25 protein-coding genes and 1 pseudogene are annotated in these 25049 nt (G+C 70.0%); 15 read left to right on the forward strand and 11 right to left on the reverse strand.

What is annotated here, in order from left to right; translation table 11 throughout:
* Window positions 1-48 precede the first annotated feature (48 nt).
* The 5 genes from pgl to tkt are packed head-to-tail and all read right to left on the reverse strand — an operon-like array spanning window position 49 to window position 6635.
* Window positions 49-828 (reverse strand): 6-phosphogluconolactonase, encoded by a 780-nt coding sequence (pgl, locus tag ACIGXX_RS22240; protein ID WP_351162036.1) that lies wholly within the window; start codon window positions 826-828, stop codon window positions 49-51.
* Window positions 825-1862: a glucose-6-phosphate dehydrogenase assembly protein OpcA gene (gene opcA / locus ACIGXX_RS22245; protein ID WP_351162034.1), complete on the reverse strand. Its 1038-nt coding sequence runs from the start codon at window positions 1860-1862 to the stop codon at window positions 825-827. The genes pgl and opcA overlap by 4 nt, the downstream gene beginning before the upstream one ends.
* Window positions 1859-3382 carry a glucose-6-phosphate dehydrogenase gene (zwf, locus tag ACIGXX_RS22250; protein WP_383819719.1) on the reverse strand — a complete coding sequence of 508 codons (1524 nt, stop codon included), beginning with the start codon at window positions 3380-3382 and terminating at the stop codon, window positions 1859-1861. The genes opcA and zwf overlap by 4 nt, the downstream gene beginning before the upstream one ends.
* A 5-nt stretch (window positions 3383-3387) precedes the next feature.
* Window positions 3388-4506, reverse strand: a complete 1119-nt coding sequence (gene tal, locus ACIGXX_RS22255; protein WP_351162032.1) for a transaldolase — start codon at window positions 4504-4506, stop codon at window positions 3388-3390.
* Between the two features lie 35 nt (window positions 4507-4541).
* Window positions 4542-6635, reverse strand: a complete 2094-nt coding sequence (tkt, locus tag ACIGXX_RS22260; protein WP_351162030.1) for a transketolase — start codon at window positions 6633-6635, stop codon at window positions 4542-4544.
* Between the two features lie 388 nt (window positions 6636-7023).
* Here tkt and ACIGXX_RS22265 point away from each other — a divergent pair, with 388 nt between their 5' ends.
* The 3 genes from ACIGXX_RS22265 (at window position 7024) to ACIGXX_RS22275 (ending at window position 9614) form a co-directional block, all read left to right on the forward strand.
* Window positions 7024-7977 (forward strand): heme o synthase, encoded by a 954-nt coding sequence (locus ACIGXX_RS22265; RefSeq protein ID WP_351162502.1) that lies wholly within the window; start codon window positions 7024-7026, stop codon window positions 7975-7977.
* Between the two features lie 107 nt (window positions 7978-8084).
* The gene (locus ACIGXX_RS22270) at window positions 8085-8432 is read left to right on the forward strand and encodes a hypothetical protein (RefSeq protein WP_361463565.1); all 348 of its coding nucleotides are present in this window, start codon (window positions 8085-8087) and stop codon (window positions 8430-8432) included.
* Between the two features lie 93 nt (window positions 8433-8525).
* Window positions 8526-9614, forward strand: a complete 1089-nt coding sequence (locus ACIGXX_RS22275; RefSeq protein WP_399977983.1) for an amidohydrolase family protein — start codon at window positions 8526-8528, stop codon at window positions 9612-9614.
* Between the two features lie 46 nt (window positions 9615-9660).
* Here the strand turns inward: ACIGXX_RS22275 and ACIGXX_RS22280 are convergent, their stop codons facing one another.
* The 4 genes from ACIGXX_RS22280 to ACIGXX_RS22295 form a co-directional block, all read right to left on the reverse strand.
* A complete protein-coding gene (locus ACIGXX_RS22280; RefSeq protein WP_399977986.1) occupies window positions 9661-10668 on the reverse strand; it encodes a heme A synthase in 1008 nt (335 codons plus the stop codon).
* Window positions 10669-10753: 85 nt separating this feature from the next.
* Complete coding sequence (locus tag ACIGXX_RS22285; RefSeq protein WP_351162022.1) at window positions 10754-11524, reverse strand: ABC transporter permease; 771 nt, start codon at window positions 11522-11524, stop codon at window positions 10754-10756.
* A complete protein-coding gene (locus ACIGXX_RS22290) occupies window positions 11521-12447 on the reverse strand; it encodes an ABC transporter ATP-binding protein (RefSeq protein ID WP_399977990.1) in 927 nt (308 codons plus the stop codon). Before ACIGXX_RS22290 ends, ACIGXX_RS22285 begins: the two co-directional genes overlap by 4 nt.
* A 10-nt stretch (window positions 12448-12457) precedes the next feature.
* Complete coding sequence (locus ACIGXX_RS22295) at window positions 12458-13306, reverse strand: AAC(3) family N-acetyltransferase (protein ID WP_366462214.1); 849 nt, start codon at window positions 13304-13306, stop codon at window positions 12458-12460.
* Window positions 13307-13467: 161 nt separating this feature from the next.
* Between ACIGXX_RS22295 and ACIGXX_RS22300 the strand changes: the two genes are divergently transcribed.
* The 8 genes from ACIGXX_RS22300 (at window position 13468) to ACIGXX_RS22335 (ending at window position 20041) form a co-directional block, all read left to right on the forward strand.
* The gene (locus tag ACIGXX_RS22300) at window positions 13468-14199 is read left to right on the forward strand and encodes a metalloregulator ArsR/SmtB family transcription factor (protein WP_351162016.1); all 732 of its coding nucleotides are present in this window, start codon (window positions 13468-13470) and stop codon (window positions 14197-14199) included.
* The gene (gene sufB, locus ACIGXX_RS22305) at window positions 14196-15617 is read left to right on the forward strand and encodes a Fe-S cluster assembly protein SufB (protein WP_351162014.1); all 1422 of its coding nucleotides are present in this window, start codon (window positions 14196-14198) and stop codon (window positions 15615-15617) included. The genes ACIGXX_RS22300 and sufB overlap by 4 nt, the downstream gene beginning before the upstream one ends.
* 62 nt (window positions 15618-15679) lie before the next feature.
* Window positions 15680-16873, forward strand: coding sequence for a Fe-S cluster assembly protein SufD (gene sufD, locus ACIGXX_RS22310; RefSeq protein ID WP_399977995.1), 1194 nt, complete (start codon window positions 15680-15682; stop codon window positions 16871-16873).
* Window positions 16870-17187, forward strand: a complete 318-nt coding sequence (locus ACIGXX_RS22315; protein WP_351162010.1) for a bifunctional 3-phenylpropionate/cinnamic acid dioxygenase ferredoxin subunit — start codon at window positions 16870-16872, stop codon at window positions 17185-17187. Before sufD ends, ACIGXX_RS22315 begins: the two co-directional genes overlap by 4 nt.
* Window positions 17188-17192: 5 nt before the next feature.
* A complete protein-coding gene (sufC, locus tag ACIGXX_RS22320; protein ID WP_351162008.1) occupies window positions 17193-17957 on the forward strand; it encodes a Fe-S cluster assembly ATPase SufC in 765 nt (254 codons plus the stop codon).
* On the forward strand, window positions 17954-19222 hold the full coding sequence (locus ACIGXX_RS22325) for a cysteine desulfurase (RefSeq protein ID WP_351162006.1): 1269 nt from the start codon (window positions 17954-17956) through the stop codon (window positions 19220-19222). The genes sufC and ACIGXX_RS22325 overlap by 4 nt, the downstream gene beginning before the upstream one ends.
* 16 nt (window positions 19223-19238) lie before the next feature.
* Window positions 19239-19709 (forward strand): Fe-S cluster assembly sulfur transfer protein SufU, encoded by a 471-nt coding sequence (gene sufU / locus ACIGXX_RS22330; RefSeq protein WP_344527077.1) that lies wholly within the window; start codon window positions 19239-19241, stop codon window positions 19707-19709.
* Window positions 19706-20041: a metal-sulfur cluster assembly factor gene (locus ACIGXX_RS22335; protein WP_160504340.1), complete on the forward strand. Its 336-nt coding sequence runs from the start codon at window positions 19706-19708 to the stop codon at window positions 20039-20041. The genes sufU and ACIGXX_RS22335 overlap by 4 nt, the downstream gene beginning before the upstream one ends.
* Window positions 20042-20123: 82 nt before the next feature.
* On the opposite strand, the gene ACIGXX_RS22340 is transcribed toward ACIGXX_RS22335, so the two are convergent.
* Window positions 20124-21185: a hypothetical protein gene (locus ACIGXX_RS22340; protein ID WP_361463552.1), complete on the reverse strand. Its 1062-nt coding sequence runs from the start codon at window positions 21183-21185 to the stop codon at window positions 20124-20126.
* 119 nt (window positions 21186-21304) lie between these two features.
* On the opposite strand from ACIGXX_RS22340, the gene ACIGXX_RS22345 reads away from it, so the two are divergent.
* The 4 genes and pseudogenes from ACIGXX_RS22345 to ACIGXX_RS22360 all read left to right on the forward strand — a co-directional run bounded on the left by ACIGXX_RS22345 (window position 21305) and on the right by ACIGXX_RS22360 (window position 24108).
* On the forward strand, window positions 21305-21643 hold the full coding sequence (locus ACIGXX_RS22345; protein ID WP_351162001.1) for a multidrug efflux SMR transporter: 339 nt from the start codon (window positions 21305-21307) through the stop codon (window positions 21641-21643).
* A pseudogene (locus ACIGXX_RS22350) lies at window positions 21643-22176 on the forward strand (TetR/AcrR family transcriptional regulator); the annotation flags it as partial. The gene ACIGXX_RS22345 and the pseudogene ACIGXX_RS22350, both read left to right, overlap by 1 nt.
* Window positions 22177-22354: 178 nt before the next feature.
* On the forward strand, window positions 22355-23344 hold the full coding sequence (gene dapD / locus ACIGXX_RS22355; protein WP_351161999.1) for a 2,3,4,5-tetrahydropyridine-2,6-dicarboxylate N-succinyltransferase: 990 nt from the start codon (window positions 22355-22357) through the stop codon (window positions 23342-23344).
* A 149-nt stretch (window positions 23345-23493) separates the two neighbouring features.
* On the forward strand, window positions 23494-24108 hold the full coding sequence (locus tag ACIGXX_RS22360; RefSeq protein ID WP_399978003.1) for a hypothetical protein: 615 nt from the start codon (window positions 23494-23496) through the stop codon (window positions 24106-24108).
* A gap of 14 nt (window positions 24109-24122) precedes the next feature.
* On the opposite strand, the gene dapA is transcribed toward ACIGXX_RS22360, so the two are convergent.
* Window positions 24123-25028: a 4-hydroxy-tetrahydrodipicolinate synthase gene (gene dapA / locus ACIGXX_RS22365; protein ID WP_399978006.1), complete on the reverse strand. Its 906-nt coding sequence runs from the start codon at window positions 25026-25028 to the stop codon at window positions 24123-24125.
* Window positions 25029-25049 lie beyond the last annotated feature (21 nt).

Consider the following 25049-nt stretch of genomic DNA (forward strand, 5'->3'; position numbering starts at 1 on the left):
CCCGGTCCACCGTGGAGGTGGACCGGGCCGCACTGCCGTATGAGCCCCTCAGGGAGAAGCCGGCGGATACAGATCGCGCGGCAGCTGCGAGGCCGCGGCGGCGTCGAGCAGCCACAGCGTCCGCGACCTGCCGTACGCGCCCGCGGCGGGCGCCTGTATCTCGCCCGCGCCCGACAGGGCGATCGCCGCGGCGTTCGCCTTGTCCTCGCCGGCCGCGAGCAGCCATACCTCGCGGGCCGACCGGATCGCCGGGAGCGTGAGCGTGATGCGGATGGGCGGCGGCTTGGGCGCGCCGTGCACGCCGACCACCGTCCGCTCCGTCTCACGGACCGCGGGCAACTCCGGGAAGAGCGAGGCGACATGGGTGTCCGGGCCGACGCCCAGCATCAGCACGTCGAACGTCGGCACCGGACCGTGGTCCTCGGGCCCCGCGGCCGCGGTGAGCTCGGCGGCGTACATCCCGGCCGCCGCGTCCACCTCGTACACCCCGTCCGACGCGGGCATCGGATGCACCCGGGCCGGGTTGAGGGGCACCGAGTCGAGCAGTGCCTCCTTGGCCTGGGTGTAGTTGCGCTCCGGGTCGCCGTCCGGCAGGAAGCGCTCGTCGCCCCACCACAGGTCCAGGCGCGACCAGTCGATCGCGTCCTTCGCCGGGGAGGAACTCAGCGCCGCAAGCAGGCCGTTGCCGTTGCGGCCGCCGGTGAGGACCACCGACGCGTAGCCGCGGGCGGCCTGCGCGTCGACGATCTTCGTGATGAGGCGGGCCGCAGCGGCCTGCGCCATCAGCTCCTTGTCGCGGTGCACGACCAGCTGCGGGGCCGCGCTCACTTGGCCGCCGCCTTCTTGGCCGGGGCCTTCTTCGCCGCCGCCTTCTTGGGCTCGGCGGGCTCCTCCCGCGAAGCCGCCTCGGTGGTCGGCGCCGTCTTCTCCTCGATGGACTCGCCCAGGCGGTCCACGCCGAACCGCAGCGCGGACGCGTAGGTGTCGTCCGGGTCGAGACGGCGCAGCTCCTCGGCGATCAGCTCGGCCGTCTCGCGGCGCTTGAGCGCCACAGCGCGGTCGGGCTGCCCCTGCATGGAGAGCGTGGCCAGCGAGCCGTCGGCCCGGCCGAGCACGATGGGACCGCAGTCGGTGTCCATGCGTACGCCGGTGAGGCCCGGGCCCGCGGAGAGCGAGCGCTTGACGGGGACGGAGAGCCGGTCCGCGAGCCACATGGCGAGCAGCTCGCAGCTCGGGTTGAACTCCTCGCCCTCCACCTCGACCGACGTCACCTTGCAGGTGACCTGGTCGAGCGCCGCCGCGAGCATCGAGCGCCACGGGGTGATCCGGGTCCAGGACAGGTCCGTGTCGCCGGGGTGGTAGGCCTCGGCGCGCGCGGTCAGCTCGTGGATCGGCTGCTCGGCGGCGTACGTGTCCGTGACGCGGCGCTGGGCGAGCGCGCCAAGGGGGTCCTTGGCCGGGTTGAGCGGCGCGTTGACCGGCCACCACACGACCACGGGGGCGTCGGGAAGCAGCAGCGGCAGGACGACCGACTGGGCGTGGTTGATGACGTCGCCGTAGAGGCGCAGGATCACCGTCTCGCCGGTTCCGGCGTCCGCGCCGACCCGCACCTCGGCGTCCAGGCGCGACGTCGTGCGGTCGCGGGGCGAGCGCGCGGCCCGCTTGATGACGACCAGGGTGCGCGAAGGGTGCTCGCGGGACGCCTCGTTGGCGGCCTTCAGGGCGTCGTAGGCGTTCTCCTCGTCGGTGACGATGACGAGGGTGAGCACCATGCCGACGGCCGGGGTGCCGATCGCGCGGCGCCCCTTCACGAGCGCCTTGTTGATCTTGCTGGACGTGGTGTCCGTAAGGTCGATCTTCATGGGCGACGCCAGCTCCGTCCGTCTCGTGCGAGCATTTCGTCCGCCTCGGTCGGGCCCCAGGTGCCGGACGAATACTGCGCGGGCTTGCCGTGCTTGTCCCAGTACTCCTCGATCGGGTCGAGGATGTTCCAGGACAGCTCGACCTCCTCCGTGCGCGGGAAGAGGTTGGCGTCGCCGAGCAGGACGTCCAGGATCAGGCGCTCGTACGCCTCCGGGCTGGACTCGGTGAAGGACTCGCCGTACGCGAAGTCCATCGACACGTCGCGGATCTCCATCGAGGTGCCGGGCACCTTCGAGCCGAACCGGACCGTGATGCCCTCGTCGGGCTGGACGCGGATGACGATCGCGTTCTGGCCCAGCTCCTCCGTCGCCGTGTGGTCGAAGGGGGAGTGGGGCGCCCGCTGGAAGACGACCGCGATCTCGGTGACGCGGCGGCCAAGGCGCTTGCCGGTGCGCAGGTAGAAGGGGACGCCCGCCCAGCGGCGGTTGTCCACCTCCAGCTTGATGGCCGCGTAGGTGTCGGTCTTCGACTTGGGGTCGATGCCGTCTTCCTGGAGATAGCCGACGGCCTTCTCGCCGCCCTGCCACCCCGCGGCGTACTGACCGCGGACCGTGCTCTCGCCGAGGTCCTTGGGCAGCCGTACGGCGCCCAGGACCTTCGCCTTCTCGGCGACCAGCGCGTCCGCCTCGAAGGAGGCGGGCTCCTCCATGGCGGTCAGCGCCATCAGCTGGAGCAGGTGGTTCTGGATGACGTCACGGGCGGCGCCGATGCCGTCGTAGTAGCCGGCACGGCCGCCGATGCCGATGTCCTCGGCCATCGTGATCTGGATGTGGTCCACGTACGACCGGTTCCAGATCGGCTCGAACATCTGGTTGGCGAAGCGGAGCGCCAGGATGTTCTGGACGGTCTCCTTGCCGAGGTAGTGGTCGATCCGGAACACCTGGTCCGGGGCGAACACCTCGTGCACGATCGAGTTGAGCTCCTTGGCGGACGTCAGGTCGTGTCCGAAGGGCTTCTCGATGACCGCGCGGCGCCAGGATCCGGGCGGGGCGTCCGCCAGCTCGTGCTTCTTGAGCTGCTGGACGACCTGCGGGAAGAACTTCGGCGGCACGGAGAGGTAGAAGGCGAAGTTGCCGCCCGTGCCCTGTGCCTTGTCGAGCTCCTGGATGGTGGCCTTGAGCTGCTCGAAGGCGTCGTCGTCGTCGAAGTTGCCCTGGACGAAGCGCATGCCCTGGATGAGCTGCTGCCAGACCTCCTCGCGGAAGGGCGTACGCGCGTGCTGCTTGACCGCGTCGTGCACCTCCTGCGCGAAGTCCTCGTCCTGCCACTCGCGGCGGGCGAAACCGATGAGGGAGAAGCCCGGCGGGAGAAGACCTCGGTTGGCGAGGTCGTAGACAGCGGGCATCAGCTTTTTACGGGACAAATCGCCCGTGACGCCAAAGATGACCAGGCCCGACGGCCCCGCGATACGCGGGAGCCGTCGGTCTGCGGCGTCACGCAGCGGATTGCTGCTTGACAAGATGGTCAGCCCTCCGAAGGGGTGAGGCGCTTGAGCTCCGCCTCGGTGGACTTGAGCAGGTCGTTCCAGGACGCCGCGAACTTCTCGACGCCCTCGTCCTCGAGCAGCTGCACCACGTCGTCGTAGCTGATGCCGAGCTTCTCGACGGCCTCGATCTCGCCGCGCGAGGCGTCGTACGTCCCGGCCACGGTGTTGCCCGTGATCTGGCCGTGGTCGGCGGTGGCCTCGAGGGTCGCCTCCGGCATCGTGTTGACCGTGTTCGGCGCGACCAGGTCGTCGACGTACAGGGTGTCCTTGTACGCCGGGTCCTTGACGCCGGTCGAGGCCCACAGCGGACGCTGCTTGTTGCCCTGCGCCTTGTCGAGCGCGGCCCAGCGGTCGGAGGAGAAGACCTCCTCGTACGCCTCGTAGGCCAGGCGGGCGTTGGCCAGCGCGGCCTTGCCCTTGACGGCCTTGGCCTCGTCCGTGCCGAGCGCGTCCAGGCGCTTGTCGATCTCGGTGTCCACGCGGGACACGAAGAAGGACGCCACCGAGTGGATCTTGGAGAGGTCCAGGCCGGCGGCCTTCGCCTTCTCCAGGCCCGCCACGTACGCGTCCATGACCTCGCGGTAGCGCTCGAGCGAGAAGATCAGCGTCACGTTCACGCTGATGCCCTTGCCGATGACCTCGGTGATCGCGGGCAGGCCCGCCTTCGTCGCCGGGATCTTGATGAGCGTGTTCGGACGGTCCACCAGCCACGCGAGCTGCTTGGCCTCGGCGATGGTCGCCTCGGTGTTGTGCGCCAGGCGCGGGTCGACCTCGATCGACACACGGCCGTCCTGGCCGCCCGTCGCGTCGAAGACCGGGCGCAGGATGTCGGCGGCGTCACGGACGTCCGCCGTCGTGATCATGCGGATGGCCTCCTCGACGGTGACCTTGCGGGCGGCGAGGTCGGCGAGCTGCTGCTCGTAACCGTCACCGCTGCTGATCGCCTTCTGGAAGATCGACGGGTTCGTGGTGACACCCACGACGTGGCTCTGGTCGATCAGCTCGGCGAGGTTGCCGGACGTGATCCGCTTGCGCGACAGGTCGTCCAGCCAGATCGCGACGCCTTCGTCGGAGAGGCGCTTGAGTGCGTCTGTCATGAGGATTACATCTCCTACTTGGTCGTATGTCGGCGTCAGCGCTGAGCGGCGTCGATCGATTCCCGGGCGGCCGATGCGACGGCGTCGGCGGTGAACCCGAACTCGCGGAACAGCACCTTGCCGTCGGCCGATGCACCGAAGTGCTCCAGCGAGACGATGCGCCCGGCGTCGCCCACGAAGCGGTGCCAGGTCAGGCCGATGCCCGCCTCGACCGCCACGCGCGCCTTGACGGACGGCGGAAGGACGCTGTCGCGGTACCCCTGGTCCTGCGCCTCGAACCACTCGACGCACGGCATCGAGACGACGCGCGTGGGCACGCCCGCCGCCTGGAGCTGCTCGCGCGCCTCGACGGCGAGCTGCACCTCGGAGCCGGTGCCGATGAGGACGACCTCGGGCTTGCCGCCGTCGGCCTCGAACAGGACGTAACCGCCCTTGACCGCGCCTTCGGTGACCTCGCGGTCGTACGTCGGCACGCCCTGACGGGTCAGCGCGAGGCCGTGCGGGGCGCCCTTGCCGAACTCCTTGGTGTAGCGCTTGAGGATCTCGCGCCACACGATCGCGGTCTCGTTCGCGTCCGCGGGGCGGACCACGTTCAGGCCCGGGATGGCGCGCAGCGAGGCCAGGTGCTCGACCGGCTGGTGCGTGGGGCCGTCCTCGCCGAGACCGATGGAGTCGTGCGTCCACACGTACGTCACCGGAAGGTGCATCAGCGCGGACAGCCGGACGGCGTTGCGCATGTAGTCGGAGAACACCAGGAAGGTGCCGCCGAAGATGCGGGTGTTGCCGTGCAGCGCGATGCCGTTCATCTCCGCGGCCATGGAGTGCTCGCGGATGCCGAAGTGGATCGTTCGGCCGTACGGGTCGGCCTCCGGCAGCGGGTTGCCCACGGGGAGGAACGACGACGTCTTGTCGATCGTGGTGTTGTTCGAGCCCGCGAGGTCGGCGGAGCCGCCCCACAGCTCGGGGATCACCGCGCCGAGCGCCTGGAGGACCTTGCCGGACGCGGCACGCGTCGCGACGCCCTTGCCCGCCTCGAAGACCGGGAGCTTCTCCTCCCAGCCCTGCGGGAGCTCGCCCGCGGCGATGCGGTCGAACTCGGCGGCGCGCTCGGCGTTGGCGGTGCGCCAGGCGGCGAAGCTCTTCTCCCACGCGGCCTTGGCGTCGGTGCCGCGGTCGTGGGCCGCACGGGTGTGCGCGAGGACCTCGTCCGAGACCTCGAAGGTCTGCTCCGGGTCGAAGCCGAGGACGCGCTTGGTGGCCGCGACCTCTTCGTCGCCGAGCGCCGAGCCGTGTGCGGCCTCGGTGTTCTGCGCGTTCGGCGCGGGCCAGGCGATGATCGAGCGCATGGCGATGAAGGAGGGGCGCTCCGTCTCCGCCTTCGCGGCCTGGATCGCCTTGTAGAGGGCGGCCGGGTCGAGGTCGCCGTTCTCCTTGGGCTCCACGCGCTGGACGTGCCAGCCGTAGGCCTCGTACCGCTTCATGGTGTCTTCGGAGACCGCGGTCTCGGTGTCGCCCTCGATGGAGATGTGGTTGTCGTCCCACAGCAGCACGAGGTTGCCGAGCTTCTGGTGCCCGGCCAGCGACGACGCCTCGCCGGAGATGCCCTCCTGGAGACAGCCGTCACCCGCGATCGCGAAGATGTGGTGGTCGAACGGCGACTCGCCGGCGGCGGTCTCCGGGTCGAACAGGCCACGCTCGTAACGGGCGGCCATCGCCATGCCCACGGCGTTCGCGACGCCCTGGCCGAGGGGGCCCGTCGTCGTCTCCACGCCCGTGGTGTGCCCGTACTCCGGGTGGCCGGGGGTCTTCGAGCCCCAGGTGCGGAAGGCCTTCAGGTCATCGAGCTCCAGGCCGAAGCCGGCCAGGTAGAGCTGGATGTAGAGGGTCAGGGACGAGTGGCCCGCGGAAAGAACGAACCGGTCGCGCCCGGTCCACTCGGCGTCCGCGGGGTCGTGCCGCATCACCTTCTGGAAGAGGGTGTACGCGGCAGGCGCGAGGCTCATGGCCGTACCCGGATGGCCGTTGCCGACCTTCTGTACGGAGTCCATGGCCAGGACGCGGGCAGTATCAACAGCCCGCTGGTCCAGTTCGGTCCACTCGAGGTCTGTGGTGGTCGGCTTGGTGCTCACCCTGAGTCAGGGCTCCTCTCCACATGTCGAATGCCGGCGATGTAGATCCCACCGGCCGATGTCGAGCCTACCGCTGTAAAGACGTGCATTTTTTCGAGTCATTCCAGAGTGCCGGGGTGCGCCGGTATCCGCCTCCCGAAAGGGATCCACGGTGTTCACCATGTGATCCGCGGGCCGCTCATCTGGACTCTCAGAACGAGTGCCGGACCGCTCATCTGAACGGGTGTCGGGCCGCGTTTCGGGCGGTCCAACACGCTGCTCAACACGACCCCACCCCCGCGAAGGGCGAGGTATGGGCAACGTCTACAGTGGCGTGGTACGCGCGAGCCTTTACCGGATCTTCATGTCTGAACGTCCGACGCGGCTTGCTGGGAAGTCTCTGTCAGGGGTGTGCGTGACGGCCGTTGAATCCCGTCCAGCGGGAGCAATTGGGACGAGCTCTAGCCCAAGCCACCGGCCGCTCGGGGCCCGTGTCATGGCGTTCGTGGCGCTGACCAAGCCGCGAATCATCGAGCTCCTCCTGATCACCACCGTTCCGGTGATGTTCCTCGCCGAACAGGGGGTGCCCGATCTCTGGCTGGTCTTCGTGACCTGCCTCGGCGGCTACCTGTCGGCGGGTGGCGCCAACGCGCTCAACATGTACATCGACCGGGACATCGACGCGCTGATGGACCGTACGTCCCAGCGGCCGCTGGTCACGGGGATGGTCAGCCCGCGCGAGTGCCTCGTCTTCGGCATCGCGCTCGCGATCGCCTCCACGCTGCTGTTCGGCCTCGTCGTCAACTGGCTGTCCGCCTGGCTCGCTCTGGGCGCCCTGCTCTTCTACGTGGTCGTCTACACGATGATCCTGAAGCGCCGGACCTCGCAGAACATCGTCTGGGGCGGCATCGCGGGCTGCATGCCGGTGCTCATCGGCTGGTCCGCGGTCACCAACTCCATGTCGTGGGCGCCGGTCATCCTCTTCCTCGTCATGTTCTTCTGGACGCCGCCGCACTACTGGCCGCTGTCCATGAAGGTCAAGGACGACTACGCCCGCGTGGGCGTGCCGATGCTGCCGGTCGTCGCGTCGAACAAAGTGGTCGCGCGTCAGATCGTCCTCTACAGCTGGGTGATGGTCGCCGTCTCGCTGCTGCTCCAGCCGCTCGGCTACACCGGCTGGTTCTACACGGTGGTGGCCTTCGTGACCGGCGGCTGGTGGCTGTGGGAGGCGCACGGCCTGCAGAACCGCGCCAAGGCCGAGGTCACGGGCGGCAAGCTCAAGGAGATGCGGCTGTTCCACTGGTCGATCACCTACGTCTCGCTGCTGTTCGTGGCGGTCGCGGTGGATCCCTTCCTCCGCTGAGTCCGCGCGTAGCGGTTCCTGACTCGCCGACGGGCGGGGCACCTGGTGTTGAACGCCACGTGCCCCGCCCGTCGCCAGTTGATCTACCCGTCGGTAGCATCCTGGCTATGGCAGAGACGCAGCAGGTTGAGGACAGCAAGCAGGCCGCCCGCGCGGAGAAGAAGGCGGCCAAGCTGGCCAAGCAGATCGGTTCCTTCGCCCAGGCGCACGGCGGTGCCGAGGCGCAGGTCGCGTACATCGGGCACGAGGGCACCCGCATCGTCCTGGTCGGCGAGGACGGCGGCTGGGGCGACCTGGTGGCGCCCACCTACGCGATCGCGCAGAGCGCCGTCGAGAAGGCCGGGGTCACCGTCCACGAGGACTTCGACGGCGACTTCGCGGCGAAGGTGAAGACCGGCCCCTACGAGTGGTCCCGCATGGCGGGCATTCAGCTCGGCGGCCCGAGCAACGGCTGAGTCCGTCGCGGACGGACTGGCCGAAAGCAACACCTGACGCCCGGGTCACCCGTTAGGACCGTAAGGAGCACGGTCCGCCTACAGGGAGCCCGGATGATCGAAACGCCGTCCCTGGTGGACCAGTACTGCCATGGTGTGCTGCGTATGGAGCTGGGCCTCGGCACCTTCGAGGCCCACCTCGGCCGCGGCGAGGGACCGCCCGCGCCCGGCACCACCTTCTTCGACACCCAGACGGGCTTCGCCGTACGCCGCTGGTGCCCGCCGCTGCTCGGCCTCGAACCGCACTGCCCGCCCGCCCGCTATCTCGCCCGCCGGCGCGAACTGGGCGTCCTTGAGTCGGGGCGGCGGCTGCTGCGGGGGAGCGGCATCACGACGTATCTCGTGGACACAGGGCTGCCCGGCGATCTGACCGGGCCGGGCGAGATGGCCTCCACCGGCGACGCCGACGCGCATGAGATCGTCCGCCTGGAATTACTGGCCGAACAGGTGGCCGACACCTCCGGCACCGTCGACTCGTTCCTCGCCAATCTCGCCGAGTCCGTGCACGCGGCCGCCGCGAACGCCGTCGCCTTCACCTCCGTGGCGGGCGTGCGGCGCAGTCTCGCCCTGGCCCCCGAACCGCCGGGTCCCGGCGAGGTGCGGGGCGCGGCGGACCGCTGGCTCGCCCGGCGGCAGGTGGGCGGGGCGCTCCAGGACCCCGTACTGCTGAGGCATCTGCTGTGGATCGCCGTCGCGTCGGGACGTCCGCTGCAACTGCACGCGGGGGCCGGTGATCCGCAGGGCTACTTCGGCGGTTTCGCGCGGGCGACCGCGGGGCTCGGCACCGATCTGGTCCTGCTGCACGGCTATCCGTACCACCGCAACGCAGCGGACCTCGCGGCCCTCTTCCCGCACGTGTACGCCGATCTGGGGCCCGCCCTGGTGCGCACGGGGGCCCGCGCGGCGGCCGTGCTCGCGGAGATCCTGGAGCTGGCCCCCTTCGGCAAGCTGCTGTTCTCCAGCGGCGCGCACGGGCTTCCCGAGCTGCACGTGGTGGGAGCGCGGCTCTTCGGGGAGGCGCTGGGGCGCGTGCTCGGCGGGTGGGTCACGGAGGGGGCGTGGTCGCTGCCGGACGCGCAGCGGGTGGCCGGGCTCGTCGCGGCGGGCAACGCACGGCGCGTGTACGGCCTTTCGGACGGCTGACGGCTGACGGCTCGCGGCCACGGACCCCGCGGACCGAGCGGACTCCTCAGACGGAGGACAGCTGGGAGCCGCCCGTCTGGGACGGCACTTCGGCGGCGCCGGAGGGGCGTTCGCGCAGCGAGAGCAGGACGCGCATCACGGCGATCCACACCACGCACGAGCCGAACATGTGCAGGCCGACCAGGACCTCGGGCAGGTCCGTGAAGTACTGGACGTAGCCGATCGCGCCCTGGGCGAGCAGGATCAGGAACAGGTCGCGGGTGCGGTGCAGGGGACCCTTGGGGGCGTCGACGGCCTTGAGGACGAACCACAGGGCGAACGTCAGCGTCACCACGATCCAGGCGAGCACGGCGTGCAGCTTGCTCACCGTCTCCCAGTCGAAGCCCATGCGCGGCACCTCGCTGGAGTCGCCGGCGTGCGGCCCGGAGCCCGTCACGACGGTGCCGACCGCGATGAGCAGCACGGACGCCGCGACCAGGAACCACACGAGCTGCGCCACGGCCTTGCCGACCAGCGGGCGAGCGTCGCCGTCGCCCTCGCGGGTGCGCTGCCACATCGTGACGGCGACCGCGATCAGGGCGGTGGAGAGCAGGAAGTGCGCCGCGACCGTGTACGGGTTCAGGCCGACCAGGACCACGATGCCGCCGAGCACGGCGTTGCCCATGACCAGCCAGAACTGGACCCAGCCCAGGCGCGTGAGGCTGCGTCGCATCGGCTTCTGCGAGCGCGCCGTGATGATCGCCCAGCCGACGGCCGCGCACAGGACGTACGTCAGCATGCGGTTGCCGAACTCGATGTACCCGTGGAAACCCATCTCGTGGGTGGCCGTCAGGGACTCGTCGGTGCACTTGGGCCAGGTCGGGCAGCCCAGGCCCGAGCCGGTCAGCCGGACGGCGCCGCCGGTGACCACGATGCACACCGTCATCGCGAGCGAGATGAGGGCGGCGTGCCGGACGGTCCGCTGCTGCGGGGTCCAGCGTTCGGCGATGAAGGCGAGCGGGTTGCGCACGGCGGAGACGGCGTCGGCTCGGGTCACGTTTGGCACGGGGACCATCGTAGGGGTCCGCTTGTGCACGGCTTCACGAGGGGGACGTATCCGCAGCTTCTGTGACGCGCCTTACGCCGCCCCGGTGCCGCGGCTACTCCCAGCGGAAGAACCTGCCCGCCGCCCCGAGCCCCAACACCGCCCAGACCGCCAGGATCGCGAGGTCTCCCCACGGCATCCCCGCGCCGTGCTGGAGCACGTCCCGCAGGCCGTCCGAGAGGGCCGAGATGGGCAGCAGGCCGAGCACCGACTGGGCCGCGTCCGGGAACTTGTCCAGCGGCACGATGACGCCGCCGCCGACCAGCAGGAGCAGGAAGACCAGGTTCGCGGCGGCCAGGGTCGCCTCCGCCTTCAGGGTGCCCGCCATCAGCAGGCCGAGGCCGGAGAAGGCCGCGGTGCCGAGGATCAGGAGGAGCAGTACGGCGAAGGGGTTGCCGTGCGGCGACCAGCCGAGCGCGAAGGCGATCACCGTCAGGAGCGCGATCTGCAGGACCTCGGTGACCAGGACCGACAGCGTCTTCGCGGCCATCAGGGCCCAGCGGGGCAGCGGGGACGCGCCGAGCCGCTTCAGGACTCCGTAGCGGCGCTCGAAGCCCGTGGCGATGGCCTGCCCGGTGAACGCCGTCGACATCACGGCGAGGGCCAGGATGCCGGGCGCGAGGAAGTCGACCGCCTTGCCGTCACCCGTGTCGACGATGTCTACCGCGCTGAACAGGACGAGCAGGAGCGTGGGGATGACGACGGTGAGCAGCAGCTGTTCGCCGTTGCGCAGCAGCATCTTCGTCTCGAGCGCCGCCTGCGCGGCGATCATGCGGGGGAGCGGGGCGGCGCCCGGCTTCGGCGTGTACGTACCGGCGGCGCTCATCCGCGCAGCTCCTTGCCTGTGAGCTCCAGGAAGACGTCTTCCAGGGTGTGGCGTTCGACGGCGATCTTCTCCGGCATCACGCCGTGCTGGGCGCACCAGGAGGTGACCGTGGCGAGCAGCTGCGGGTCGACCGTGCCGCTCACGCGGTAGGCCCCCGGGGTGAGTTCGGCCGCGGCCGAGTCCGGCGGGAGCGCCTTGAGGAGCGAGGCGACGTCGAGTCCGGGGCGGCCGGAGAAGCGCAAGGTGTTCTCGGCGCCGCCGCGGCACAGCTCCTCGGGGGTGCCCTCGGCGATGACCTTGCCCGCGTCGATGATCGCGACCTCGTCGGCGAGCTGCTCGGCCTCGTCCATGTGGTGCGTGGTGAGGATGACGCTGACGCCGTCGGTGCGCAGATCGCGTACGAGATCCCAGGTGGCCCGGCGTGCCTGCGGGTCGAGGCCCGCGGTCGGCTCGTCCAGGAAGACGAGATCGGGCCGTCCGACCACGGCCATCGCGAGGGCCAGGCGCTGCTGCTGGCCGCCGGACAGGCGCCGGTAGGTGGTGCGGCCGCAGCTCTCCAGGCCCAGGCGCTCGATCAGCGCGCCCACGTCCAGCGGGTGCGCGTGCAGCTTGGCCATGTGGCGCAGCATCTCGTCGGCGCGGGCCCCGGAGTAGACGCCGCCGGACTGGAGCATCACGCCGATGCGGGGCCGCAGCGGGCCGGCCTCGCGGACCGGGTCGAGGCCCAGGACGCGGACCGTGCCCGCGTCCGGCCTGCGGTAGCCCTCGCAGGTCTCGATCGTGGTGGTCTTCCCGGCGCCGTTCGGGCCCAGGACCGCGGTGACGGTGCCCGCGCGGACCCGGAGGTCGAGGCCGTCCACCGCGGTCTTCTTGCCGTACCGCTTGACCAGGCCGGTGACCTGGACGACGGACTCATTTCCCATGGCGGGAAGTCTAGAGAGGGGAAACAGGGCCGCGGGCGGGGGGCTGCCGACCGACCCACTCCGCCCGTGAGCGGTGGGTCTCCAGCCACCTCTGCGCGTACGCGACCGCGTCGGCCACCGGGAAGAGCCGGGCCGTCGCCGCGCCCACCGTGCCGCGCACCACGGGGCGGTCCCGCTCGAAGTCCGCGCCGAGCTCGTCGAAGCGCTCCTCGGAGATGGAGGGCTCGCGCACGGTCGTCCAGCGGCGTCCCTCCGGGGTCATGACCGCGAAGGAGTTCGCCACCTCGGGGGCGGGGAGCCGGTACTCGGCCAGGTGGAAGGAGGTGCAGGAGTCGAAGCCCGCGCCGAGCAGCAGCACCCGGGCGCCCGATTCCTCCAGGCGGGCCAGCGGGCTGCGCTCGCCCAGGCGGCAGTCGAGCGCGTGGCCCTCCAGGAGCGCCTGGGCGCGGGGGCCGACCGCGGCGAAGGAGGTCTGGGGGTGCGCGCTGCGCAGGGCGCCGGGCCAGGTCCGTACGGTCTCGGGGATCACGCCCACGCCGCGCGTGGGGGCGGTGCGCGGGTCGTACGCGGGGATGGAGGCGCGGATCTCCGGCCACCAGGACTCGGGCACGGGCGGGTTTCCCCACTCGGCCGGGTCGGAGTTGTCGCTGGACTGCGTGGGGACGACCAGGGTGCCCTTTTGGCCCAGTGCGTCCAGAAGTGCCTGGACGGCGGCGACCGGGCCGCCGCTGACCCAGCCCAGGGCGCTCAGCGAGGAGTGCACGAGGAGGGTCTCACCGGGGCTCACACCGAGCTCGCGGAGGTCGTCGGCGAGGGACGCGCGGGTACACAAAGGGCCGGTGGGAGGGGGTGTAGGCATGGTCAGGGAGTCTCCTCCCGCAGGCCGTCGCGCGCCACCGATTTGATCGATCAGTGATCATTTCCGCAGGTCAGCTTAGGTATGCCTAAGTGATGCAGCGCACCGGACCGTGATCCGGACGCGGGTTGTCAGGCTCTGAGGAATTACGCAACAATGGCGTTGTGAAAAACGTTGGCGAGGCTCCGCAGGAGGAACTCGCGACCGGGGAGCGGTCTACGCGCAACCGGGTCGCGCGCTCCATCCTGGACCACGGCCCCTCCACGGTGGCCGACCTCGCCGCACGCCTCGGTCTGACCCAGGCCGCCGTCCGCCGGCACCTCGACACCCTCGCCCATGAGAACGTCGTCGAGCCCCGCGAGCAGCGGATCTACGGAGCGCGGACGCGCGGCCGCCCCGCCAAGGTCTTCGCGCTCACCGACTGCGGCCGGGACGCCTTCGACCAGTCGTACGACAAACTGGCCGCCGACGCCCTGCGCTGGATCAGCGAGCGGCACGGCGAAGGAGCGGTCGTCGAATTCGCCCGCGAGCGCATGGCCGCCCAGGCCGTGGCCTACCGCAAGGCGATCGACGCGGCGCCCCCCGAGCAGCGCACGGAGGCTCTCGCGAAGGCGTTGACCGCCGACGGGTACGCTGCTACGGCTCGCAGCGCGCCGGTGGGCGAGCAGCTCTGCCAGCACCACTGCCCGGTCGCCCACGTCGCCGAGCAGTACCCACAACTTTGTGAGGCGGAGACGGAGATCTTCTCCGCCCTCCTGGGGACGCACGTCCAGCGGCTCGCCACCATCGCCCACGGCGACGGCGTCTGCACGACCTTCATCCCCCGCAACGCCCCACAGCCCACACAGACCACTGACAACGCATCCGCAAGCACGGCCGGGAGGAACCCCGCATGACGCTCCCCACGGAGACTGCCCACCCCGAACTCGAGGGTCTGGGCACGTACGAATACGGCTGGGCCGACTCCGACGTGGCCGGGGCCTCCGCCAAGCGCGGCATCAACGAGGACGTCGTCAAGGACATCTCGGCGAAGAAGTCCGAGCCCGAGTGGATGACGAAGCTGCGCCTCAAGGGCCTGCGGCTCTTCGGCAAGAAGCCGATGCCCAACTGGGGCTCGGACCTGTCGGGCATCGACTTCGACAACATCAAGTACTTCGTGCGGTCCACGGAGAAGCAGGCGACGTCCTGGGAGGACCTGCCCGAGGACATCAAGAGCACGTACGACAAGCTCGGCATCCCCGAGGCGGAGAAGCAGCGCCTCGTCGCCGGTGTCGCGGCCCAGTACGAGTCCGAGGTCGTCTACCACCAGATCCGTGAGGACCTGGAGGAGCAGGGCGTCATCTTCATGGACACCGACACGGCGCTGAAGGAGCACCCGGAGCTCTTCAAGGAGTACTTCGGCACGGTCATCCCGGTCGGCGACAACAAGTTCGCGTCGCTGAACACCGCCGTGTGGTCCGGTGGCTCGTTCATCTACGTCCCCAAGGGCGTGCAGGTCGAGATCCCGCTCCAGGCCTACTTCCGTATCAACACGGAGAACATGGGCCAGTTCGAGCGCACGCTGATCATCGTCGACGAGGACGCCTACGTTCACTACGTCGAGGGCTGCACGGCGCCGATCTACAAGTCGGACTCCCTGCACTCCGCGGTCGTCGAGATCATCGTGAAGAAGGGCGGCCGCTGCCGCTACACGACGATCCAGAACTGGTCGAACAACGTCTACAACCTGGTCACCAAGCGCGCCGTGGCGTACGAGGGCGCGACCATGGAGTGGATCGACGGCAACATCGGCTCCAAGGTGACGATGAAGTACCCCGCCGTCTACCTGATGGGCGAGCACGCCAAGGGCGAGACGCTGTCCATCGCCTTCGCGGGCGAGGGCCAGCACCAGGACGCCGGTTCCAAGATGGTCCACATGGCGCCCAACACGTCCTCCAACATCGTCTCGAAGTCCGTGGCGCGTGGCGGTGGCCGCACCTCCTACCGCGGTCTCGTCGAGATCGGCGAGGGCGCGGCCGGATCGAAGTCGAACGTGCTCTGCGACGCACTGCTCGTCGACACGATCTCCCGCTCCGACACGTACCCCTACGTGGACGTCCGCGAGGACGACGTGTCCATGGGCCACGAGGCGACCGTCTCCAAGGTCTCGGACGACCAGCTCTTCTACCTGATGAGCCGCGGTCTGACGGAGTTCGAGGCCATGGCGATGATCGTGCGCGGCTTCGTCGAGCCGATCGCCAAGGAGCTCCCCATGGAGTACGCCCTGGAGCTGAACCGGCTGATCGAGCTGCAGATGGAGGGTTCGGTCGGTTAAGACCGGCCGCGTCCCCCGTAGCGAGCAGATTTCTTACGCAGAGAGAGAGCACGACGACAGCCATGGCTGAGGCTCAGAACATCCCCGTGGGGTCCACGACCGCCGGGTCCATCGCGGTGGCCGCCGAGTCCACCGTCGCCACCCGCATGAGCGCGCCCCCGTCCTTCGACGTGGCCGACTTCCCGGTCCCCCAGGGTCGCGAGGAGGAGTGGCGGTTCACGCCGCTGGAGCGCCTGCGCGGGCTGCACGACGGTACGGCAATTCCCGACGGGGGCGCCACCGGCGGCATCCGCGTCGAGGTGACCGCCCCGGCCGGCGTGATCCAGGAGACCGTCGGCCGTGACGACGCGCGCGTCGGCAAGGCGGGCAAGCCCGTCGACCGCGTCGCCGCGCAGGCGTACACGTCCTTCGAGAAGGCCTCGGTCGTGTCCGTGCCCAAGGAGACGGTCCTCACCGAGCCGATCCGGATCGCCGTGCACGGCGAGGGCGGCACCGCCTTCGCGCACCAGGTCATCGAGCTCGGCGCGTTCGCCGAGGCGCTGGTCGTCATCGACCACACCGGTGACGCCGTGCTGGCCGCCAACGTCGACTTCATCGTCGGCGACGGCGCCAAGCTGACCGTCGTCTCGGTCCAGGACTGGGACGAGAAGGCCGTGCACGTGGCCCAGCACAACGCGCTGATCGGCCGGGACGCCACCTTCAAGTCGGTCGTCGTGACCTTCGGCGGCGACCTCGTCCGCCTGCACCCCCGCGTCGAGTACGCGGGCCCGGGCGGCGAGGCCGAGCTCATCGGTCTGTACGTCACGGACGCCGGCCAGCACCAGGAGCACCGCCTCCTGGTCGACCACAACCAGCCGCACTGCAAGTCGAACGTCGTCTACAAGGGCGCGCTCCAGGGCGACGACGCCCACGCGGTGTGGATCGGCGACGTCCTCATCGAGGCCGCCGCCGAGGGCACGGACACGTACGAGATGAACCGCAACCTGGTTCTGACCGACGGCGCCCGCGTCGACTCCGTGCCGAACCTCGAGATCGAGACCGGCGAGATCGTCGGCGCCGGACACGCCTCGGCGACCGGCCGCTTCGACGACGAGCAGCTCTTCTACCTGCAGTCGCGCGGTATCCCGGAGGGCGAGGCGCGCCGCCTGGTCGTCCGCGGGTTCTTCGCGGAGCTGATCCAGCAGATCGGCCTGCCCGACGTCGAAGAGCGCCTCCTCACCAAGATCGAAGAGGAGCTGGAGGCATCGGCGGCATGACATACGTACGCGCCTGTGGCCTGAGCGAGCTGGCGGAGGACACCCCGAAGCGGGTGGAACTCGACGGCACGCCGGTCTCGGTCGTCAACACCGAGGGCGAGGTGTTCGCGATCCACGACATCTGCTCGCACGCGAACGTCTCCCTCTCCGAGGGAGAGGTGGAGGACTGTCAGATCGAGTGCTGGCTGCACGGTTCCAGCTTCGACCTGCGCACCGGCAAGCCGTCCGGCCTCCCCGCGACGCGCCCCGTCCCCGTATACCCCGTAAAGATCGAAGGGGACGATGTGCTCGTCTCCGTCACCCAGGAGTCCTGAGGCACATGGCAACGCTTGAAATCCACGACCTGCACGTCACCGTCGAGGTCGAGAACGGCACCAAGGAAATCCTCAAGGGTGTCGATCTCACCGTGAAGCAGGGCGAGACGCACGCCATCATGGGCCCGAACGGCTCCGGCAAGTCGACTCTCGCCTACTCCATCGCGGGTCACCCCAAGTACACGATCACGCAGGGCACCGTCACCCTCGACGGCGAGGACGTCCTGGAGATGTCCGTCGACGAGCGCGCCCGCGCCGGCATGTTCCTGGCCATGCAGTACCCGGTCGAGGTCCCCGGCGTCTCGGTCTCCAACTTCCTGCGTACGTCGGCGACGGCGATCCGCGGCGAGGCCCCCAAGCTGCGCACCTGGGTGAAGGAGGTCAAGTCCGCGATGGAGACGCTCCAGATGGACCCGGCCTTCGCCGAGCGCAACGTGAACGAGGGCTTCTCCGGCGGTGAGAAGAAGCGCCACGAGATCCTCCAGATGGAGCTCCTCAAGCCGAAGATCGCGATCCTCGACGAGACGGACTCCGGCCTGGACGTCGACGCCCTGCGCCAGGTCTCGGACGGCGTCAACCGCGTCCGCGAGACCGGTGAGGTCGGCACCCTGCTGATCACGCACTACACGCGCATCCTGCGCTACATCAAGCCCGACTTCGTGCACGTCTTCGCGAACGGCCGCATCGCCGAGTCCGGCGGCGCCGAGCTCGCCGACAAGCTCGAGGCCGAGGGCTACGAGGCATACACGAAGGGTGGCGTATCCGCGTGACAGTGGCCCACCAGGGGCTCACCGGCCTCCTCGACACCGAGGCGATCCGCAAGGACTTCCCGATCCTGGATCGCACGATCCACGACGGCAAGAAGCTGGTCTACCTGGACAACGCGGCCACGTCGCAGACGCCGCGCCAGGTGCTCGACGTACTCAACGAGTACTACGAGAAGCACAACGCCAACGTCCACCGCGGAGTGCACGTCCTCGCGGAGGAGGCCACGGAGCTCTACGAGGGCGCCCGTGACAAGGTCGCCGCGTTCATCAACGCGCCGAGCCGCGACGAGGTGATCTTCACGAAGAACGCCTCGGAGTCGCTCAACCTCGTGGCCAACATGCTCGGCTGGGCGGACGAGCCCTACCGCGTGGACCACGAGACCGAGATCGTCATCACGGAGATGGAGCACCACTCCAACATCGTGCCGTGGCAGCTGCTCTCGCAGCGCACGGGCGCGAAGCTGAAGTGGTTCGGTCTCACCGACGACGGCCGGCTCGACCTGTCCAACATCAACGAGATCATCACGGAGAAGACGAAGATCGTCTCCTTCGTCCTGGTCTCGAACATCCTGGGCACGGTCAACCCCGTCGAGGCGATCGTCCGCCGTGCGCAGGAGGTCGGTGCGCTCGTCCTCATCGACGCCTCGCAGGCCGCCCCGCACATGGTGCTCGACGTTCAGGCGCTGCAGGCCGACTTCGTGGCCTTCACCGGCCACAAGATGCTGGCCACGACGGGCATCGGCGTGCTGTGGGGACGGCAGGAGCTCCTGGAGGACCTGCCGCCGTTCCTCGGTGGCGGCGAGATGATCGAGACCGTGTCGATGAGCTCGTCGACCTACGCTCCCGCGCCGCACAAGTTCGAGGCGGGCACGCCCCCGGTCTCCCAGGCCGTCGGCCTGGGCGCGGCCGTGGACTACCTCTCCGCGATCGGCATGGACAAGATCGCCGCTCATGAGCACGCGATCACCGAGTACGCGGTCAAGCGCCTCTTGGAGGTCCCCGACCTCCGGATCATCGGTCCGGCCTCGGCCGAGGACCGCGGCGCCGCGATCTCCTTCACGCTCGGCGACATCCACCCGCACGACGTCGGCCAGGTCCTGGACGAGGAAGGCATCGCGGTCCGCGTGGGTCACCACTGCGCCCGCCCCGTCTGCCTCCGTTACGGAATTCCTGCGACGACGCGAGCGTCGTTCTATCTGTACTCCACGCCCGGCGAGATCGACGCGCTGATCGACGGCCTGGAGCACGTACGGAACTTCTTCGGCTGAGGGGCTGGCTGGGAACGTGAAGCTGGATTCGATGTACCAGGAAGTCATCCTGGACCACTACAAGCACCCTCACGGGCGCGGTCTGCGCGACGGCGACGCCGAGGTGCACCACGTCAACCCGACGTGCGGCGACGAGATCACGCTGCGCGTGAAGTACGACGGGTCGACGATCGCCGACGTTTCGTACGAGGGCCAGGGCTGCTCCATCAGCCAGGCCAGCGCATCCGTCCTGAACGACCTGCTGGTCGGCAAGGAGCTCGCGGACGCGCAGAAGATCCAGGCGGTGTTCCTGGAGCTGATGCAGTCCAAGGGCAAGCTGGAGCCGGACGACGCGATGGAGGAGGTCCTGGAGGACGCCGTCGCGTTCGCCGGGGTCTCGAAGTACCCGGCGCGTGTGAAGTGTGCTCTGCTGAGCTGGATGGCGTGGAAGGACGCGACGGCACAGGCACTCGGTACCGACGACGTCGCTGAGAGGAAGACCGCATGAGCGAGAACGAGACCCTGACCAAGCCGGCCTCCGAAGAAGAGGTCCGCGAGGCGCTGTACGACGTGGTCGACCCCGAGCTGGGCATCGACGTCGTCAACCTCGGCCTGATCTACGGCATTCACGTCGACGACGCGAACATCGCCACGATCGACATGACGCTCACGTCGGCGGCCTGCCCGCTGACGGACGTCATCGAGGACCAGGCGAAGTCCGCCACCGACGGCATCGTCAACGAGCTCCGGATCAACTGGGTCTGGATGCCGCCGTGGGGCCCGGACAAGATCACGGACGACGGCCGCGAGCAGCTTCGCGCGCTCGGGTTCAACGTCTGAGGCGACCACTGATTCGGCCCCCCGCGCTCACCGCGCGGGGGGCCGAACTGTTTTCACGGGCTCTGCGGGCTCTACGGGGGTCTTACGGGGCGTACGGCTGAACCGGCGCGGCCTGCGCCAGCGTGTGCGCCAGGCCCTCCTTGCGGATGCGTCGGTCGATGTAGAGCACGGCGGTCACCAGGGGCAGGAACACGCTGGCGGCCAGCTGCGTGATGAGCGTGCCGACCAGGCCGAGCAGGGCGTACAGGCCGACCTGGGAGCTCAGTTGGTCCAGCAGGACCGTGGAGGTGGAGCTGTCCGGGTCCACCGGGGGCGGGTCCGGCATGGCGAACTGCAGGGGGAGGCGCACCGCCATGGACGCGACGGCCACGATGACCCCGGCGAGCAGCGAGATGCCGAACGTGCGCCACCAGGCGCCGCGGACCAGGCGTACGGAGCGGCGCAGCGCCTGGAGCGGGCCCGCCGTCTCCAGGGACGCGATCGCCGGGGCGAAGGCGAACAGGACGTACAGCCAGGCCGCGAGCGGGGTCACGACGAGGGTCAGCAGGAAGATCATGCCGAGCGGTACGGCCCACCCGCTCAGGATCATGACGAAGAGGCCCACGACGAGCAGGACGCACGCGCCGAGCGGCAGCAGCAGGATGAAGGACAGGAGCACGGTCACCGCCATCACGGACGGCGTCCGCGACCACGCCCTGCGCCAGACCGCCGCGAACGTCGCGGGGCGGCCGAGCACCGCCTCGTGCAGCGTGGCCGCGCACGAGGCCTGGATGAACGAGTTGACCGCCAGCGTGCCCAGGAGGCCCACCAGCCACAGCGCCCCGAAGGCGACGAGCACCGGCATGCCGTGGTCCCAGGAGAACGCCGAGCCGGGCTCGGACACCGCCCGGACGTGCTCGCGTACGGAGAGGTAGGCGAGGGCGGCGGCCACGGCCATGACGACGGCGAGCGCGCCGTACGCCGCGGCCCCGGTGCCGAACAGCGGCTTCGCGTACCGCCGCATCGTGGCGAACGCGCCGCCCAGGACATGGTCGACGCCCAGCGGGGCGAGGGGTATGACGCCCGGCTTGGGCGGCGGGGGCGGAGGCGTCCAGCCGCCGTGCCGGCCCCAGCCCTGTGGTCCCCACCCCGATGTGTCCGACATCGCTCTTGTGCTCCCGTGGTGTCTTGCCGTGCGCGGCGCGTGTTCGCTGTGGCCCCCCACAGTGATCGCGTCACCTTAGCCGTTCGGGCGACCGGCGTTATGTACGCCCGTACGCACCGTTGTGTACACTCGTACGCATGGGATACGGACTGCTGGCCGCGGCCATCGCGGCGGAGGTGGCCGGGACGACGGCCATGAAGTACAGCGAGGGGTTCAGCAGGCTCTGGCCCTCGCTGATCACCGTCGCCGGCTATCTGATCGCCTTCACGCTGCTCGCGCAGACCCTGAAGACGCTGTCCGTCGGCACCGCCTACGCGATCTGGGCGGGGGCGGGAACCGCCGCGGTCGCCGCCATCGGGATGCTCTTCATGGGGGAATCCACCGGACTGGTCAAGATCACGGGGATCGCCCTGGTGATCGCGGGCGTCGTCCTGCTCAACCTCGGCGGAGCCCATTGATGGCCCGGCGCTACGACCCCGAGCGGCGTCAGCGGATCATCGACGCCGCGATCCGCGTGGTGGGGGAGAAGGGGATCGGGGGGCTCAGCCACCGGTCCGTCGCCGCGGAGGCCGACGTGCCGCTCGGGTCCACCACCTACCACTTCAAGACACTCGACGAGCTGATGGTGGCCGCCATGCGGCAGGCCAACGAGGGGTTCGCCAAGGCGGTCACCGCGAGCGGCGCGTTCGAGGACGCGCGGGCCGACCTCGCCGGTGAGCTCGCCGGGCTGCTCGGACGGTGGCTCGCGGGAGACCGTACCGAGCTGGAGCTGGAGTACGAGCTCTATCTGGCCGCCCTGCGCAAGCCGGCGCTGCAGCCCGTGGCCGCCGAGTGCGGGGAGGTGCTCGCCGAGGTCCTGCGGCGCCGCACCGACCCCGTCACCGCGCAGGCGCTCGTCGCGCTCGTGGACGGGATCTGTCTGCAGGTGCTGCTCACGGGCGTGCCGTACGACGAGGCGTACGCGCGCGAGGTGTTCAACCGGCTCGTCCCGGCGGATACGGCGTCCACGGCGGTCAAGGCGTCCGTGGCGTCCACGGCGTCCACGGCGTCCACGGCGGACGGTGTCGCGCCGGAAGCCGGTCGCTGAGAGCCGTCGCCGAGCCCGGTCGCCGAGCCCGGTCACTGAGACCGGTTCGCCCGCGCGGCGCACCGCCGGTTAGGTTTTCCCCATGACCGACACGAACGCTTCCCGCACCACCGGCGCCGTCGCCGCAGGCCTCGCCACCATCACCGCCGACGGCACCGTTCTCGACACCTGGTTCCCCGCGCCCGAGCTCGCCGCCGAAGCGGGCCCCGCAGGCACCGAGCGGCTCACCGCCGAGCGTGCCGTGCAGCTGCTCGGCGAGGGCGCCGCCAAGGCCATCGGCCCGGACGCGCGCCGTGGCGTGGAGATCGTCGCCGTACGTACGGTCATCGCGTCCCTGGACGAGAAGCCGCTGGACACCCACGACGTGTACCTGCGTCTGCACCTGCTCAGCCACCGCCTGGTCAAGCCGCACGGCCAGAACCTGGACGGCCAGTTCGGCCTGCTCGCCAACGTCGCCTGGACCTCGCTCGGCCCGGTCGCCGTCGACGACGTCGAGAAGGTCCGGCTCAACGCCCGCGCCGAGGGCCTGCACCTCGCGGTGACCTCCATCGACAAGTTCCCGCGCATGACGGACTACGTCGCGCCGAAGGGCGTCCGCATCGCCGACGCCGACCGGGTGCGCCTGGGCGCGCACCTCGCCGAGGGCACGACCGTCATGCACGAGGGCTTCGTGAACTTCAACGCGGGCACGCTCGGCACCTCCATGGTCGAGGGCCGCATCTCCGCCGGTGTCGTCGTCGGCGACGGCTCCGACATCGGTGGCGGCGCCTCCACCATGGGCACCCTCTCCGGCGGCGGCAACGTCCGCATCGTCATCGGCGAGCGCTGCCTGATCGGCGCCGAGGCGGGCGTGGGCATCGCGCTCGGCGACGAGTGCGTCGTGGAGGCCGGTCTCTACGTCACCGCAGGGTCCCGCGTGACCATGCCCGACGGGCAGATCGTCAAGGCCCGCGAGCTGTCCGGCGCCTCGAACATCCTCTTCCGCCGCAACTCGGTCAGCGGCGCCGTCGAGGCCCGCCCGAACAACGCGGTGTGGGGCGGCCTGAACGACGTGCTGCACAGCAACAACTGAGCATCGCCGCCCAAGAGAGCGCCTTTCGGTCTTCCGGAGGGCGCTCTTCGCGTGGTGCCGTGCGTAAGCTGCCCTGTCATGCGTGCGGTGCGGATGCCGCACGGGACGGCCGGGGCGAACCGGGACGACTGGGACGACAGGAGAGCGACATGCGCCGAACGGGGATCAGGGCCCTTGCCCTGAGCGGAGTGGCGGTGTTCGGTCTGGTGGCCGGGTGCGGTGAGAGCGCCGGGCAGAGCCAGGACGTCGGCGGCGGTGGCGCGCAGGAAGTGACCCGGACCTCCGTCGGCACCGGCGACCACAGCTATCCGCTGGAGAAGAGCGACATCCACTGGAGCGGCAGCCCGAGCCCGTTCAACGCCCAGGTCAAGCTCGCCGACGGGCGGCGCGTGGCGATGCACTACATGAAGGGCAAGGGGCTCCTCGTGCAGGACTACAGCCCCAGGGCCAAGGGCTGGTCCAAGTCGGCCCTCGTGTACAAGACGAAGACCGACGCCTGCCAGGGGATCACGCTCAAGGCCAAGGACGGCACCGTCGCGGCCTTCGGGGACTTCGGCGTGTACTGCGCCGACGGCGAGCCGCCGACCGAGTCGGTCGCCGCGGTCGCCACGGGCCCGCTGACGAAGTGGGCCACGCACCTCACGAAGAACTTCGACGGCTGGGAGAAGATCGCCGTCGCCACCGGTGGCAAGAAGGTCACGTTCAGCCGGGGCAGTGACACGCTCAACTGGACCAAGGCCGGGGGCTTCCCCGCCGCGGGCTGATCTTGACGCGGCGGCTACGCCGACTGCCGCAGTGCCTCGTACGCGGCAAGCAGCCCGTCGGTCGCCTCGCGGCCGGCGGGCCGCAGCGGTGCGCGGACGGGACCGCCGGGCAGACCGAGCGCGCCGAGCAGCGCCTTGGAGGTGACCGTGCCGGGGAGGCCCGCGCCCATCATCAACTCGATGAGCTCCATGGCCTGTTGCTGATGCCGTCGCGCCTCCGCCGTGTCACCGGCGTCGAACGCGTCGAGGATCGAACGGAGTTGGCGCGGTGCCACGTTGGCCACCGTGCTGATGTAGCCGACGCCGCCCACCGCGTACAGGGCGAGGATGAACTCGTCGCATCCCGTGTAGTAGGCCAAGTCGGTCCGGGAAAGGACCTTCTGGGTGCCCATCAGGTCGTACGCGCAGTCCTTCACGGCCACGATCCGCGGATGCTCCGCGAGCCGCAGCATCGTCTCCGGCTCGATGCGGGTCCCGGTGCGCCCCGGGATGTCGTACAGCGCCAGCGGCAGCCCCGACGCGTCGGCGACCTCCAGGAAGTGCGCCTCGACGGCGTCCTGGGGCGGCTTGCTGTAGTAGGGCGTGACCACCAACAGGGCGTCCGCGCCCGCCTTTTCGGCCTGGAGGGCGATCTCCACGGTGTGCCGCGTGGCGAAGCTGCCGACGCCCGCGACGACCGAGGCCCGGTCGCCGACCGCCTCGGCGACGGCGCGTACGAGCGCGGCCTTCTCGCTGTCGGAGGTGGTGGGCGACTCGCCGGTGGTGCCGGAGAGCACGAGACCGTCGCAGCCGTCGGCCACCAGGCGCTCGGCCAGCAGTTGGGCGCCGTCGAGGTCGAGCAGGCCGTCGTCCGTGAAGGGCGTGACCATCGCGCAGAGGGCGCGGCCGAAGGGAGGAGGCGCTGTGGAGGGAGAGGTCATAGGGGCAGTGTCGGTTCAGCG

The organism is Streptomyces sp. NPDC055243, assembly GCF_044544025.1.
Taxonomy (GTDB): domain Bacteria; phylum Actinomycetota; class Actinomycetes; order Streptomycetales; family Streptomycetaceae; genus Streptomyces.

What these genes read in the sequence shown, in the direction of transcription:
- ACIGXX_RS22275 (WP_399977983.1), top strand. Translation starts at nt 8,526, where the DNA reads ATGATCGAAACGCCGTCCCTGGTGGACCAGTACTGCCATGGTGTGCTG.
- ACIGXX_RS22315 (WP_351162010.1), top strand. Translation starts at nt 16,870, where the DNA reads ATGACATACGTACGCGCCTGTGGCCTGAGCGAGCTGGCGGAGGACACC.
- ACIGXX_RS22340 (WP_361463552.1), bottom strand. Translation starts at nt 21,185, where the DNA reads ATGTCGGACACATCGGGGTGGGGACCACAGGGCTGGGGCCGGCACGGC.
- ACIGXX_RS22295 (WP_366462214.1), bottom strand. Translation starts at nt 13,306, where the DNA reads ATGCCTACACCCCCTCCCACCGGCCCTTTGTGTACCCGCGCGTCCCTC.
- dapA (WP_399978006.1), bottom strand. Translation starts at nt 25,028, where the DNA reads ATGACCTCTCCCTCCACAGCGCCTCCTCCCTTCGGCCGCGCCCTCTGC.
- ACIGXX_RS22285 (WP_351162022.1), bottom strand. Translation starts at nt 11,524, where the DNA reads ATGAGCGCCGCCGGTACGTACACGCCGAAGCCGGGCGCCGCCCCGCTC.
- ACIGXX_RS22290 (WP_399977990.1), bottom strand. Translation starts at nt 12,447, where the DNA reads ATGGGAAATGAGTCCGTCGTCCAGGTCACCGGCCTGGTCAAGCGGTAC.
- opcA (WP_351162034.1), bottom strand. Translation starts at nt 1,862, where the DNA reads ATGAAGATCGACCTTACGGACACCACGTCCAGCAAGATCAACAAGGCG.
- ACIGXX_RS22335 (WP_160504340.1), top strand. Translation starts at nt 19,706, where the DNA reads ATGAGCGAGAACGAGACCCTGACCAAGCCGGCCTCCGAAGAAGAGGTC.
- tal (WP_351162032.1), bottom strand. Translation starts at nt 4,506, where the DNA reads ATGACAGACGCACTCAAGCGCCTCTCCGACGAAGGCGTCGCGATCTGG.
- dapD (WP_351161999.1), top strand. Translation starts at nt 22,355, where the DNA reads ATGACCGACACGAACGCTTCCCGCACCACCGGCGCCGTCGCCGCAGGC.
- sufC (WP_351162008.1), top strand. Translation starts at nt 17,193, where the DNA reads ATGGCAACGCTTGAAATCCACGACCTGCACGTCACCGTCGAGGTCGAG.
- ACIGXX_RS22360 (WP_399978003.1), top strand. Translation starts at nt 23,494, where the DNA reads ATGCGCCGAACGGGGATCAGGGCCCTTGCCCTGAGCGGAGTGGCGGTG.
- ACIGXX_RS22270 (WP_361463565.1), top strand. Translation starts at nt 8,085, where the DNA reads ATGGCAGAGACGCAGCAGGTTGAGGACAGCAAGCAGGCCGCCCGCGCG.
- sufD (WP_399977995.1), top strand. Translation starts at nt 15,680, where the DNA reads ATGGCTGAGGCTCAGAACATCCCCGTGGGGTCCACGACCGCCGGGTCC.
- sufB (WP_351162014.1), top strand. Translation starts at nt 14,196, where the DNA reads ATGACGCTCCCCACGGAGACTGCCCACCCCGAACTCGAGGGTCTGGGC.
- ACIGXX_RS22280 (WP_399977986.1), bottom strand. Translation starts at nt 10,668, where the DNA reads ATGGTCCCCGTGCCAAACGTGACCCGAGCCGACGCCGTCTCCGCCGTG.